Raw genomic sequence first — 13296 nt, forward strand, 5'->3', positions numbered from 1 at the left:
AACGTGTCCGCCGCCGCGTGCACTCCCACGGCGACCAGCGCGAGCAGGCCCAGCGCGAACGCCCCCTGCACCCGCTGCACGGTGAAGCCGCGCACCTGCAACGCGCCCGCCGAAGCCGCCACGAGCCCGACGCTCCACTCCGTCCCCAGCGCCTTCACGTCGCTCACGGACACGTCCACCGCGGACAGGCCCTCGCCCTCCTCCCGAGCCACCAGCACCCGGGCACCGGTCGCGTTCCCACCTGACACCTTCGACACCGTGACCCCGGACAGGTCGGCGCGAGAGAAGCCCGCCAGCTCCATGCCCACGCCCGCTCCCACGCCCGAGACGTCCCGCACCGTCACGTCCGCCCACTGAGAGCGTTGACAGACCGCACGCACGCCGAAGGCCTCGCCCACCGAGGCCTCCACGGCTCCCACGGACAGGCCCGTGACCCGAGCCTCCGTCGCCAGGAGCCGGAGCCCCGTCGCCTCTTCACCCCTCGCCACCGCGACCGTGAGCGAATCGATGACCACCATGCCATCCGGCGTCTCCACGCTCAGCGCCGCGCAGTCGCCCGACGCGGTGGCGCGCACCGTGACGTCCGACACCTCCACTCGCGCCCCCAGGAGGATCAACCCAGCGTCCACCGCCACCACCGTCACGCCCGACACGCCGGTGACAAGTCCCGTGACTTCGAGCGAACCGCCATCGAGCCGCAGCGTCACACCCGGACCGCCCGTGAGCCGCAGCGCGTGCACGGGCGTGCCGATGACGGAGTCCGTGGAGAGCACGCCCTCGCCCACGGGCAGCACCCACTCCACCTCGCCCGGCGGCGTGGTCTGCAACGCGGCCTGTGCCTCCGCGAGCGAAGCCTCCAGCGGCAAGGTCAGGACACGCACGCTCACGGCGGCGCCTCCAGGTCGCGGCGGAACAGCTCCGCGTTCTCCTCGCCCGTCGCCAGCAGCGTGTAGAGGATGTCCACGTAGAGCGTCGCGTCCTCGGCGCTCACCTTCACCGCGTCCAGGCGCACCTGGTCGCGCATGAACTCCTGCACGTTGAGGCGGATGATGTACTCAGCGGCCGCGGCGGCCTCCGGGCTCGCGGCTCCGAACACCATCCGCTGCACACCGCACCCGAAGCGCGGCCGGTTCACGCGCTCGCCGGGCAGCGTGAAGAGCAGCTGCTCCAGCTGCTGCCGGATGACCTGCGAGGGCCCCACCGTGCGAGGCGTTCCCAGGTCTCCCAACTGGAAGGGGAAGTGCAGGCCGCGCCCCATCACGCCACCCCGTTGAGCGCGTCGCGCGCGAGGTCCACGTCCACCTCGTAGCGGGCCAGCGCCTCCGCCCACACCCAGCGGTGCCGCGCGCCCCGCACGTACCAGGTGCCATCCATCAACTTGCCCGCGCCCACGAGCCCCACCGGACGCCGGGCGCGGAGGATGCGCTCGTACCGCAGCCCCTGCACCGTGCCGTTCGCCTCCGCCAGCCAGTCCGCCTCGCGGTAGTCCGACCACGCCAGGTTCTCCACCTCCGGCACGTCGTGCGGCACGTCCACGTACTGCAAGCCCACCGCCTTCGTCTGGGGCCGCTTGGGCAGCACCGCCGCCATGCGCGCCTTGAGGATGTCCGCGCGGCCCGTCGTCCCCATGCGGGGAAAGCGCGGCGCCGTCACCGTGGAGGAGCGGATCCGCCGCGTGCGCTCGTCGATGTGCTCGCCATGCAGCTCCGTGGGCCGGTGGCTCTCCCAACGCGCCTTGAGCTCGATGACCGACGGCGTGGAGCGCGGAATGAGCGACAGGTCCGGCTGCTTCGGGCCGTCCGGACGCGGCAGGTGGAAGTGGCCCACGCACTCCGGCGCGGCGTTGGCGCCCGCGGCCACCGGCCCCTGCTTGCGCTCCACGAAGGCCTCGTAGCCGTTGCGCCGCGCGAGCCACCGGATGAGCGACGCATCCGTGCCGCGCTGGAGCACCACCGCCCGCGCCGGGTCGCGCACCGGCGCCGTGTCCTGCACGTCCACCGCGAAGCCATATTCGCCGTACAGCTGCCGCACGATGCCCGCGTCGGACAGCCCGCTGAACGACCGCGTTCGCTCCTCCAGGTGCATCAGGCACGACGCGTCCAGCCCGTACACCTCCAGCGACGAGTCCGGCACCCGCGACGGGCCGAAGTACGGCTCCACCGCGGTGATGTAGCCGTCGAACACCACGTCCTGCACGTCCGGCGCCTCGCTGTCCGGAGCGCCCAGTCCGAAGCTGATGGTGACGCGCTTGAGCAGCGCGAAGCGCCCGTCCGCCAGCGCGTCCCAGTCCCCCGAGTCCGTGGGCGCCATGTCCAGGGACAGGTGGAAGGACGACGCGTCGTCGGTGCGCTCGTCCACCTCCAGGCGCGACACCCGGCTCCGGGCGTCCGTCACGGGCTGCCCGTCAATCCAGAGCTGGAGGAACGCCGCGCGTTGCTCCGCCATCAGGGCTTCTCCGGAATGAGCAGCACCGTGCCCGGCTCCAGAAGCGCCTCGGGCTCGAACGTGGGGTTGGCGTCCACGATGCGCCACGCCTGGAACGGGTCGCTGAAGTAGCGCTGCGCGAGCAGATCCAGCCGGTCCCCCGCCACCACCTTGTGCAAGAGGGACGTGGGCACGCACGGCGCCACGCGAGGCACATACAGCGACACCGTGGCGCCCTCCGGGCCCAGCGGCACCGCGTACGTCGGCAGGTCCTTGTGTCGCGAGGAAGGGTCGCTCATGGCCGCTTCAGCTCGCTCCGTTGAGCTTCACCTGGGGCGCCAGGGCCTGCGCGATGAGGGTGCTCGCATCCGCGCCCTTCACCGCCGCCAGGTCCTCCATCCGCAAGCGCTGGTCGCGCAGGTTGGCGAACGCCTGCGCCACCTTGTTGTTCGCCGCGTTCTCCCCCACCTCCAGGATGCGCATGCGCAGGTCCACCTCCGCGCGCAGCGGGTACAGCGCCGGGTCGAACCGCTGCTCCACGATGGTCATCCCGGTGATGACCACCGGGAACGTGCGCGGCCCCAGCATCAGGAGCAGCTCCGTGGGGTTGAGCGACACCAGCTTCGTGGCGGGCTTCTTCTCCTCCTCGCCCGTCTGGTCCTTGCCCAGCGCCATGCCTTCCAGGATGGCCAGCTCCGGCAGCACGCCCTGGGTGCCCTCCCCCTTCGTGTCGCGCAAGAGCGCCTCCGTCACGTCGAAGACGAGCTTGAGGGCAATGGTCTCGCTCTTGGCGTGCAGGCCTCCGCCGCGCTGGCCGTCGGTGAGGACCTTGGTCTGCTCGGGCGTCTTGCCGGGCTTCGTCTCCCACTGGCCCGCGCGCGTGCGCGTCACCGTCTCCGGGTTGTACTGGAAGCGCAGCGCGCGCACGGACGGCTCGGCCGTCTTGTCGTCGGCCGTCTGCGGGAGCGTCACCAGCATGCCCTTCTGGAGCTGCTGGTCGAACGCGATGAGCGTCGGGTCCAGGTTGCGCGTCATCCATTGCCCCGGGCGCCGGGCGACTCGCGCTGGGCGAGGCTCCGGGCGATGGCTTCGTTGTTCTTGTCCATCAGCGTCACCACCGTCTGGGTGAACAGCTTGATGAACTCCTTGGGGTTCTCCGGCACGCTGCGCAGCATCCACGCGAGCTCACGCTCCAGCTCGCGGCGGGTGAGTCCAACCTGTCCTTGCACCGGGGGTGGGGCCATGGCGTGCGTCCTCCTTCGTCAGCTCCAGCCATCCACCAGCGGACGGCCTTCCAGCTCGTTGCGAAGCAGCTCCAGGTAGCGCCACCGCCGCGCCCGCGGCAGGGCCAGGATGTCCGCCTCCGACCAGTGGTAGTGGAAGGCCAGGACGTGCACCTCCGTCTCCAGCCGCGCCGCTCCACCGCGCAGCTCGCGCGCCAGCAGCGCGAACGGATCCAGCTCCAGCTCCAACCACGCGGAGCACTTCGGACAGCGCGCCAGGAGCCCCAGGTCCGGAGCGGACGAGCCCTCCGCCAGCGTCAGCGCCACCGCGTGCCGCGAGCGCGTGGGCAGCGCCAGCCACGCGGAAGGCGACAGCGCCTGCCCGTCCACCACCACCAACCGGGACCACAGCAGCGCGGCCCGCTCCGCCCGGGTGCCCTGCGCTTCCGCGAGCAGCGCGTCGTCCTCGCCCGTCGGCTCGCGCACCTCCGCCCGCCCCTCCGGCAGCGCCACGCTGAGCACCTCCGGCGCATCCACGGGCCGCTCCGGCGACAGCGCGGAGAGCCGCACGTCCACGTCCGCCATCGCCTCGCACCGGGGCACGGGACACCGCGCCACCAGCGTCATCCGGTCCCCGTACATCCGGGCCCGCAGGTGCAGCGCCAGGTGGTGCCGGTCTCCACGCGTGAGGCAGGCCGCCAGCTCCGCGTCCACGCGCGGGTAGTCCCCCAGCCGTCCCAGGCACGCCGCGAGCAACGTGCTCAACGCGCGCGGGCCGGGACGCTCGCCGGCCTGGGCCAGCGCCCACTCCTCGCGGCCGGTGAGCGGGCGCAGCTCGCCCTGGCGGTGACAGCGGCCGTCCTCGTCGAAGAGGCCGTGCGGCAGCAGCACCGGCGTGGAGGGTTCGAGGAGCACGTCAGACCACCGGCTCCAGCGTGAAGCCCTCGTGTTGGATCTCCAGGGTCTCGATGAGGATCTCGTTCGCCTCCGCGGCGAGCTCCGACATCGCGGTGAACTTCGAGACCCACGCGTTGCGCAGCACGAACTTCTTCACCGCGCGGTTGAAGTCCAGGTCGTAGACGAGGATCTCCACCGTGCGGCGGTAGTCCGGTTCGGCGGAGCGGAAGCCGGGCGTGGCCTCGTGGCGGATGAGCTGCGTGGCCCAGTCCCGGAACGTCGTGTCCTGGGTGAGGCCCGCCTCCAGCGTGAAGGGCTCGTAGTGCACGCGGCCCGGGGACAGCTCGTCCACGGAGGACGGGCTGTTGCCGGAGCGGAACTTCACCACCTCCACGGTGCCGGTGAGGCCGGAAATCTTCCGGCACGCGGCCACCTCGATGTTGTTGAAGAGCACGCGGAAGTTGAAGTTGCGGTACGGGTCGCGCTTCGTGGATTCGACGAATCGGGGCATGGCGTTACTCCTCGAATGGGGACGTCAGGGCGTCGGGATGGTGGCCGAGGGCTTGGACAGGACAGGCCGGGGCACCGGCTCCCAGCCCTCGTGGGTGAGCTCCAGCGACAGCAGCGCCACCTCCCCCGCCATGGCGTCCAGCTTGGGCAGGGCGTGGAACTTGCTCACCCACGCGTTGTGCACGTGGAAGCTGCGGATGCGCGCCTCCATGCCTCCGGGCGTGGGCACGTCCGTGGGGTGCGCGTAGGCGTCCCACAGGTCGATGAAGAGGTCGCGCTTCACCGGCTCGCCGGGCGCCTTGCCGGTGCGCGCGAACTCCAGCACCGCGCGCGCCCAGCGCTCCAACGTGTCGTCCAACGCCAGCCCCTGCTCCAGCAAGAGCGGCTCCCAGTTCACCTTGTGGGGCTGCGCGTAGCGGTGCAGGTTGTTGCCGCCCTCCCAGGTCTCATAGGCGCCGACGCTGACGGTCAGGCCGGACACGGTGCGCACGCCCGCCACGTACTCGCCGGCCGCGGACGTGCTCATCCGGAGCCGGAACTGGAAGGTCCGCAGCGGGTTGCGGGCGTTGGCGGGGACGGGCGTGGGCATCAGGCCGCCAGCAGGCTCTTCTGGCTGATTTCGATGACCACGAACTCCGCGGGCTTCAGCGGCGCGAAGGCCACCTGCGCGGTGACGATGCCCGCGTCCACGTTCTCCTGCGGGTTGGTGCTCCGGTCGCAGACGACGCTGAAGGCCTCCTCGGGCGTGCTGCCCTGGAAGGCGCCCTGCCGGAACAGCCCCAGCATGAAGGACTCGATGGAGACGCGGATGCGGCCCCACAGCTCCTCGTCGTTGGGTTCGAACACCGCCCACATCAGGCCGCGCCGCAGGGACTCCTTGAGGAAGAGCGCCGTGCGGCGCACCGGGATGTAACGCCACTCCGGATCCGGCGACAGCGTGCGCGAGCCCCACGACACCAGCCCCACGCCGGGGAACTGGCGCAGGCAGTTGAGGCTCACCGGGTTGAGCAGGTCCTGCTCCTTGTCGATGACCGGGTACTGGAGGCCCAGCGCGTCGGAGAGGGATGCCTCGATGCCGGCGGGCGCCTTCCACACGCCGCGCGTGGTGTCCGTGCGGGCGAAGAGGCCCGCCACGTGGCCGGACGGAGGCACCAGCCGCGTGGGGTTGCGGCCCACACCCACGGGGTCCGCCACGCGGATCCACGGGTAGAACATGGCCGAGTTCTTCGAGCGCGAAGGCAACCCCTCCACGAACTGCTTGGCGTCATCCGGAACGACGGCGAAGTCCTTGTCCACGCCGCCGGGGCCGTCCGCGAGGAAGAAGCAGTCCCCCCGGTTGTCGCAGTACGCGATGCCCGCGGCGATGAACGACACCTCGTTCTTGCCCGGCAGCGCCACGATGTTGACCTCCTCGGTGTCCAGCGCGTGCAGGCCCGTGCGCGACGCCGCGTCCCCCGCGAAGTCGGACGTGTCCAGGAGGCCGGTGCCGTCGTCGCCCCCCAGCAGCCGCACGTTCGTCACCACCGCCGGACGCACGGCGGGGTTCGCGGGCGAGTCATCGGAGTAGCCCCGGGAGCGCGGCGCGAAACCCAGCTGCCGGAGCATGGTGGGCACCGTGGGCTGGAGCGTTTCGCTGATGGCCAGCTGGAGCCCGTCGAAGGTCTCCGAGCCCAGGCCCGCCGTGCCGGCGGCGGCGGTGCCGGTGAAGCCGGTGGCGGAGAGCGACAGCGTGGACGTGCCCGCCGCCGTGGCCAGGCCCGTGATGACGGTGTTGCCCTGCGAGTCCGTCACCACCGACGCGACCTTGCCCGCGAGCGCCACCGCCAGCGAGTGGTTCAGCTCCGCGGGCGTCACCGCGCCAGCGTTCGCCGCGAGGATGGGGATGGGCACCACCGTGGTCGCGCCCGGCGGGCCCACGGTGACCTTCGCGTCCTCCGGATCCAGGTCGTACGTCGCCCCCGTGGGCTTGGGGATGGTGAGCGTGGGCCCGGTGGCCACCTTCAGCGAAATCTCCGGCGAGTCCGCGCCGCTGATGACGAACGTGTTGGTGAGCCCCGCGGCGGTGACGGCCTGGGTGAGGAAGGCCTTGAGTTGGGTGGCGTCCAGCTGCGTGCGGCCGTTGGCGAACGTGGCGGCCGGCACCGCGGCCACCACCAGGGCCTGGGTGATGAGCACGTCCAGCGTCGTGCGGGGCAGGTCCGGCTGGGCCTCGTCCCAGGTGGAGAGCTGGAGCTTGCCGCCGTCATAGAGGCTGTACTTCGTGCCGGACAGCACCGCGGCCTTGAGCTTCGGCGGCACGCCGGGGACGAGCACCGAGCCGGGCGGCTGCGCGGCCAGCCGCACCTGGAACTCATCGCGCACGCGGATGTAGCGGGAGATGTCGTTGATGCGGTCGCCGGCGTAGTCCTCGCTGGACGGATCCATGCGCACGTCCTCGAACGTCTCCAGGCGGCGCGTGGCCCCCGCCTCCGTCCAGGTGACCTCCACGCGGAACGCCTCGCCGGGGAAGTTGATGGAGTCGCCCAACTGGACGCGGAGGGAGTCGGACCACGCCCCCGCGCCGCGTGCCAGGAGCGTGAGGGCGTTGAGGCCGCCGCCCGCGCGCGAGGCCACGGGCGCGGACTCGCCAGCCAGCGCATCGGAGGGCAGCACGCGCACGACGTAGGCGCGCCGTCCGCCGGAATCGAAGAAGGCCTCCACCGCCTGCGCGACCAGGCCCGCCTCGCCGGGCTCGTGGCCTCCGAAGGCGCGCTCGTACTCGGCGAAGCCGGTGACGAACCAGGCCAGGCCCGGGATGCCGCGCGCCGTGCGGCCGACGAACGCCGCCGTGGACGTGCCCACCCCTTCGATGGGGCGCGCACCGGCACTGATCTCTTCGACATAGACGCCCGGATGCAATCGCTCAGCCACGTTCATCCTCCTGGTTTCAGATGGTCCCGCGCCTGGCGGTATCGACTTCGGTGACGGAAGTTCCCGGGTGGCCGCTGGCGCCCCGCGAGGCACCGCGCGCGATGAGGTCCACCTGCGGCTTGTCGACGAGGCGGGCCGTGGGGCGCGCGTTCGGCTCGTCCATCAGCGCGGAGACGCGGTAGTCCACGCAGCAGCGGTACAGGTGGTTCAAGAGGTCGTCGCGGCGGCGCAGCTGGGTCTGGAAGAAGAAGCACTCCTCCTGGAACACGAGCGTGCGGCCCCGCGCCCAGACGCCCTCCACGGGCTTGCTGAGCGTCACCCCGTCGCCGTCCAGCCCCAGCACCAGCGCCTGGAAGCGCTGCTTGCCCACGCGGTAGCCGTCCTCGCTCGCGCCCAGCACCACCACGTCGCCGGGCTTGAGGCGGGAGGCCGCGGTGACGGAGCGGCGCAGCGCGGGATCCAACGGCCCCACCGGCTCCGCCACCAGGTGCAGGTGGTCCACGGTGAAGTCCAGCGGCGTGCCCGTCTGCGCCCCCAGCGTGAGCACCATGTCGCTCCCGGCGACGGTGACCCCTGGCGCTGCGACAGGCGGCGCGGGCGTGGCCTCCACGTCCTGGAGCGGCTGCGGCGTCCCGTCCGCCGACAGCCACACCACACCCTCCCCCGCCTCCAACCGCGCGTGCAGCACCACGCCGGCCTCCAGCCGCTCCACGGGAAGACGCCAGCGCGTCTCCGCGACCTGCGTGCCGGCTCCCTGGGCCAGCGTCGCGGTGGCCACCACCTCGCCCATGAGCCGGGTGCCCACCTGTTCGTAGCGGACGACGAGCCGCAGCACCGGCTGCGCCTGCGCCAGCAGCACGGCCACCGGAACCGCCTGTCCGGCCACCGCGCCGGAAGCGACCCGCAGCCCCAGCGACAGCGCCAGTCCCTCCGGGGCCGGATTTTCGGCGTGGAACGGATCCGGCACGGAGGGTGTGGGATGGACGAGGACGGAGGCGGTGCCGGTGCCGGACAGGCGCAGGCCCTCTGAGGCAGGCAGGAAGGACGCGCCCGGCGTCAGGTCCACGCGTCCGCCGCGCGCGCGCTCCAGGTTCTGATCACTGGCCTCCAGGTGCACCAGGGACAGGAGCGTGGTGGGCTCACCCTGCGGCAGGAGGCGGAGCGTCGTGGCGCCGTTGGGGACGTCCTCCGCCAGGAGCGACGGGCGCAAGACCATCTGCCCGCGCGTGGGGATGGAGAGCGCCACCGTGTCCATGATGGACGCCAGGTCCACCTGCGAGCCCGCCCACAGGTCCACCTGCACGTCGATGGCCATGGCCCTGGGCGCGCGCAGCTTGCTCAGGAACACCCTCCCCTCCTGGGCGCGCTCCGGAGGCTCCAGCCCCAGGGGCCCCGCGATGCTGCCGGCGACCGGCAACACCTCCACGCTGGAGCGGAACTCCATCGAAGCAATGCCCGGGTCGGAGCTGATCGCGAGCCGGCCTCCCTCCACGTCCCAGCGCGCGGTGACGGCGGCGAGCGCCTCCAGCAGCAGGGGATCCGTGAGCGGCGCGCCCGTGGGCTCCTGGAAGAGGCCTCCGGTGAGCGCGTCCTCCAGTCGCGCATGGATGGCGGCGGCGAGCGCGGGGCCGGTGCCAGCGGAGGCGAACGAGCCTCCCGGCAGGCCCGTGAGCGTGACGGTGGCGCGGCCATCCAGGCGCAGCTTGAGCGAGCCATTGGGGGGCACGCTGTCCGCGGGCGCCCGAGGCCTGCCGATGAGGTGGCCCGGGACGCGGACGGTGGCGACGCCGGTGCGGCCGTTCTCGCGCTCGGGTTCGGGGAAGAGGCCCAACGGGCCAACGACGGAGAGGAACGGCACGCGCGACGGCCGGTAGCCCTCATCCACGTAGCCATGCGCGGCGAAGACGCGCACGTCGCCGCTGCGCAAGGCCATCCGGCCCTGCCACAGCAGTCCGCTGAGGATCTCGCGAATCACGCGAAACAACCCTCCAGGGCAGCTTCATGTCTGATTTCAAGCTGCTGCGTCACGGCACCCCCCGCCACCCCGCGGAACGCCTGTCCCTCGCAGGCTCCACGCGAAGGGCGGCGACAATGAACCAGGAACTCAACCGGCGTCAACACCAGACAAGCGTCAGTCTTTGACTGAACGTGTATCAATCCAGACGCAGGTGTCGCCCTACGGGGTGGGTAGGAATCAGTGGTTGTCCACCGCGCCGCAATCCATCTTCCCAGGCAGGAGAGTGGCGGATGCGATTCGCGGACTTCGTGGACCTGGCCGCACGCCTGTTCGAGGCCACGGGCGTGGGGGCGATGGTGGTGGGCGCCTTGGCCTCCGTGGCGTTCGTGGTCCGGGACGCACGAGGCCCGAAGCGGGCGAATGCCTACCGTCAGCTGCGCCACTACCTGGGCCGCGCCATCCTGTTGGGATTGGAGCTGCTGGTGGCGGCGGACATCATCCGCACGGTCGCGGAGGCCCCCACGATGGGACAGGTGCTCATCCTGGGCCTCATCGTCCTCATCCGGACCTTCCTCAGCTTCACGCTGGAGGTGGAGATCGACGGGCGCTGGCCCTGGCAGTCGCCCCCCCGCGACAAGGACGGGACCGGTCCCCCACGGCCGTGATTCCCCCGGAGGGGTGTCCACGAAGCGGGGCCCCGCTCCCTGGCCTGTCTGTCATTGGGTGCCAGCCAGACAGCGGCTGCGCTTCCGGGCGGGCGCGGATTGCCCTCAGGGGGCGGGGATGCACACCCTCCAGGTCAGGCCCCTTCCATGGTGGGAGGCGGCGTCACGGGGCCCTGCCTCCAAGCTCGCCGGGATGTGTCGGGGCCACAGGAGGCGCGCGTGGAGAGTCCCAGCGCAAGCTTCGACCCGGAGGCCACCGCGGCCCTCGCCGACGCGCATTCCCGGCTGCTCCTCGAGACGCTGGTGGCGAGCACGCCGGTGGGGCTCGCGGTGGTGGACATGGAGCAGCGCTTCGTCCAGGTCAACGATGCGCTCGCCGCCATGAACGGCCTCCCGCGCGCGGCCCACCTGGGGCGCAAGGTGCAGGAGATCGTCCCGGAGATGTGGCCCACGCTCCGCCCCCAGTACCAGCGCATCCTGGAAGGGGGAGCCTCCCAGACGGTGGAGGTGGTAGGCGCCACGTCCAAGGAGATGGGCGTGGAGCGCCACTTCCTCGTCAGCTACTACCCGGTGCGCACGGCCCCGGGCGTGCTGCTGGGCATCGGCGTCATCGTGGTGGAGGTCACCGAGCAGCGCAGGGCCCACGAAGCGCTCCAGGCCAGCGAGCAGCGCTACCGCTCGCTGGTGGAGGCCATGGCGCAGCCGGTGTGGACCACCAACGCCCGGGGCGAGGTGGTGGAGCCCGCGCCGCGATGGCTGGACTTCACCGGTCAGACGCACGCGGAGCACCTGGGGCTGGGCTGGCTGTCCGCCATCCACCCCGAAGACCGCAAGCGCGTGGTGCGGGGCTGGGTGGAGTCCCTGCGCACGAAGACCTCCTACCAGGGCGAGTTCCGTCTGCGCTTCCGCGCCGGGGGATACCGGGACGTCGTGGGCCGGGCCGTTCCCGTGTTCGGGGACAAGGGCGTCATCCGGGAATGGGTGTCCACCGCGGAGGACATCACCGAGCGCAAGCAGGCGGAGGCCCGGGCCGAGAACGAGCGCGCGAAGCTGCGCGCGGTGTTGACGAGCGCCCCGGCGTCCATCGCCATCCTCTCCGGCGAGCAGCAGGTCTTCACGCTTGTGAATCCCCTCTACAAGGTGCTCTCGCGGGGCATGGACCTGCTGGGCGTCTCCGTCAAGGACTACCCCACCCCCCGGGGGCTCGAGTACTCCCGGATGATTGAAAAGGCCTACACCGGTGGAGAGCCGATCCTCGAGCAGGAGCTCGCTGTCACTTCCGACTTCAAGGGTGACGGGGTGGATTCGACGCGGCGGTTCGACGTCGTCTACCAGCCGTTGCGCGACGTGAGTGGACAGGTGGACTCCGTGCTGTCCTTCGCCATCGACGTGACGGAGCGGGTGGAGGCGCGGAAGAAGTTGGAGGAGTGGGCCGCGTCACTGAGGAACCAGCAGCAGTGGCTGGAGGCGGTGCTGGACCGGACCCCGGTGGCGCTGATCCTGGTGGAGCCCCGCTCTGGCCGGCTCACCTTCGCGAACCAGGCGGCCCGGCAGATGGCCGGCGGCGAATTCCCCGGGGGCCTGCGGGCGGAAACCTACACGGGCGTGCACCGCTTCACGGACGAAACGGGCCGGGAGCTGAGCATGGATGAGATTCCAGGCGTCCGGGCGGTGAAGGGTGCGCAGGTGCATGGGGAGCCGGTCATCTGGCACACGCCCACCGGGCACTACTCCCTGCTGGTGGAAGCGGCCCCCCTGCCGGCCCAGCACGGGCATGCGTCAGTGGTCCTGCTGGCGCTCCAGGACGTCACGGAGCTGCGCAAGACGCAGGCCCAGTTGCAGCATGCGGTGAGCCTGCGGGACGAGTTCCTGACGGTGGCGTCGCACGAATTGAAGACGCCGCTGACGCCGTTGCAGCTCAAGCTCCAGTCCCTGATGAGGGACGCGCAGACAGCCCAGACGCTGGAGATGCTGCGGGACCGCGTGGTGCAGACAGCGGAGACCGCCTCCGGGCAGATCCGGAAGATGACCACGCTCATCAACGACCTGCTGGAGGTGACGCAGCTCACGGGCCCTGCCGCGCCGCTGCGGCTGGAGGACGTGGACCTGGCGGGCGTGGTGCGCGACGTGGCGGAGCGCTTCAAGGACCAGGCGGCGAAGGCGGGCTGTGAGCTCATTGTCGAAGCCCCCCCGGGCGTGGTGGGCCGCTGGGACCGGCACCGGCTGGAGCAGGTGGCGAGCAGCCTGCTGTCCAACGCGTTGAAGTACGGCACGGGCCACCCGGTGACGCTCCGGGTGGAGCGGGGCCGGGGCCGGGCACGGCTGATCGTGAGGGATGAAGGCATCGGCATCGCGCCGGGGAGCCTCCAGGCCATCTTCGAGAAGTTCACCCGCGCCGTGTCGGCCCGGCATTACGGAGGTCTGGGATTGGGCCTCTTCATCACCAGACAGATTGTCGAAGCCCACCAGGGCACCCTTCGCGCGGAGAGCCAGCCCGGACAGGGTGCGACATTCATCGTGGAGCTGCCGGTCTCCTGATACAACCAAAACCAGACATCCACCCACCTTCGAACCCAGGGGCGGCACCGGAATGCCAGGACCGGGCGGGTCGCCAACCCCATGCATCAGGGTCGACCCGACCCATTCCCTGCTCATCCGTTCCGGAGGGCACGGCTATGTTTCGCCCCCGTGTCTGGGTATGATGTCCGCC

General features: G+C 71.3%; 13 protein-coding genes. 2 read left to right on the forward strand and 11 right to left on the reverse strand.

Going from position 1 to position 13296, the window contains the following annotated elements; genetic code table 11:
- The 11 genes from D7X32_RS24390 to D7X32_RS24440 form a co-directional block, all read right to left on the reverse strand.
- Positions 1-887: hypothetical protein (locus D7X32_RS24390; RefSeq protein ID WP_147450246.1), on the reverse strand; the 887-nt coding region annotated here is incomplete at its 3' end.
- Positions 884-1258, reverse strand: a complete 375-nt coding sequence (locus D7X32_RS24395; protein WP_120604977.1) for a GPW/gp25 family protein — start codon at positions 1256-1258, stop codon at positions 884-886. The genes D7X32_RS24395 and D7X32_RS24390, both read right to left, overlap by 4 nt.
- A complete protein-coding gene (locus D7X32_RS24400; RefSeq protein WP_120604978.1) occupies positions 1258-2445 on the reverse strand; it encodes a phage late control D family protein in 1188 nt (395 codons plus the stop codon). The genes D7X32_RS24395 and D7X32_RS24400 overlap by 1 nt, the downstream gene beginning before the upstream one ends.
- The gene (locus D7X32_RS24405; RefSeq protein ID WP_120604979.1) at positions 2445-2723 is read right to left on the reverse strand and encodes a LysM peptidoglycan-binding domain-containing protein; all 279 of its coding nucleotides are present in this window, start codon (positions 2721-2723) and stop codon (positions 2445-2447) included. The genes D7X32_RS24400 and D7X32_RS24405 overlap by 1 nt, the downstream gene beginning before the upstream one ends.
- 7 nt (positions 2724-2730) lie before the next feature.
- The gene (locus D7X32_RS24410; protein WP_120604980.1) at positions 2731-3459 is read right to left on the reverse strand and encodes a CIS tube protein; all 729 of its coding nucleotides are present in this window, start codon (positions 3457-3459) and stop codon (positions 2731-2733) included.
- Positions 3456-3668, reverse strand: a complete 213-nt coding sequence (locus D7X32_RS24415; protein ID WP_120604981.1) for a hypothetical protein — start codon at positions 3666-3668, stop codon at positions 3456-3458. Before D7X32_RS24415 ends, D7X32_RS24410 begins: the two co-directional genes overlap by 4 nt.
- An 18-nt stretch (positions 3669-3686) precedes the next feature.
- Positions 3687-4562, reverse strand: a complete 876-nt coding sequence (locus D7X32_RS24420) for a hypothetical protein (protein ID WP_120604982.1) — start codon at positions 4560-4562, stop codon at positions 3687-3689.
- Between the two features lies 1 nt (position 4563).
- Positions 4564-5055, reverse strand: a complete 492-nt coding sequence (locus D7X32_RS24425) for a phage tail protein (protein WP_120604983.1) — start codon at positions 5053-5055, stop codon at positions 4564-4566.
- A 24-nt stretch (positions 5056-5079) separates the two neighbouring features.
- The gene (locus tag D7X32_RS24430) at positions 5080-5643 is read right to left on the reverse strand and encodes a phage tail protein (protein ID WP_120604984.1); all 564 of its coding nucleotides are present in this window, start codon (positions 5641-5643) and stop codon (positions 5080-5082) included.
- Complete coding sequence (locus tag D7X32_RS24435; protein ID WP_158625750.1) at positions 5643-7964, reverse strand: phage tail sheath subtilisin-like domain-containing protein; 2322 nt, start codon at positions 7962-7964, stop codon at positions 5643-5645. The genes D7X32_RS24430 and D7X32_RS24435 overlap by 1 nt, the downstream gene beginning before the upstream one ends.
- A 16-nt stretch (positions 7965-7980) precedes the next feature.
- On the reverse strand, positions 7981-9939 hold the full coding sequence (locus tag D7X32_RS24440; RefSeq protein ID WP_120604986.1) for a hypothetical protein: 1959 nt from the start codon (positions 9937-9939) through the stop codon (positions 7981-7983).
- 272 nt (positions 9940-10211) lie between these two features.
- On the opposite strand from D7X32_RS24440, the gene D7X32_RS24445 reads away from it, so the two are divergent.
- Together D7X32_RS24445 and D7X32_RS24450 are read left to right on the forward strand one after the other, a co-directional pair.
- Complete coding sequence (locus D7X32_RS24445; RefSeq protein ID WP_120604987.1) at positions 10212-10586, forward strand: DUF1622 domain-containing protein; 375 nt, start codon at positions 10212-10214, stop codon at positions 10584-10586.
- Between the two features lie 219 nt (positions 10587-10805).
- On the forward strand, positions 10806-13124 hold the full coding sequence (locus tag D7X32_RS24450; protein WP_158625751.1) for a PAS domain-containing sensor histidine kinase: 2319 nt from the start codon (positions 10806-10808) through the stop codon (positions 13122-13124).
- The last annotated feature ends 172 nt before the right edge of the window (positions 13125-13296 follow it).

The sequence above is a fragment of the Corallococcus carmarthensis genome, assembly GCF_003611695.1.
Classification (GTDB): Bacteria; Myxococcota; Myxococcia; order Myxococcales; family Myxococcaceae; genus Corallococcus; species Corallococcus carmarthensis.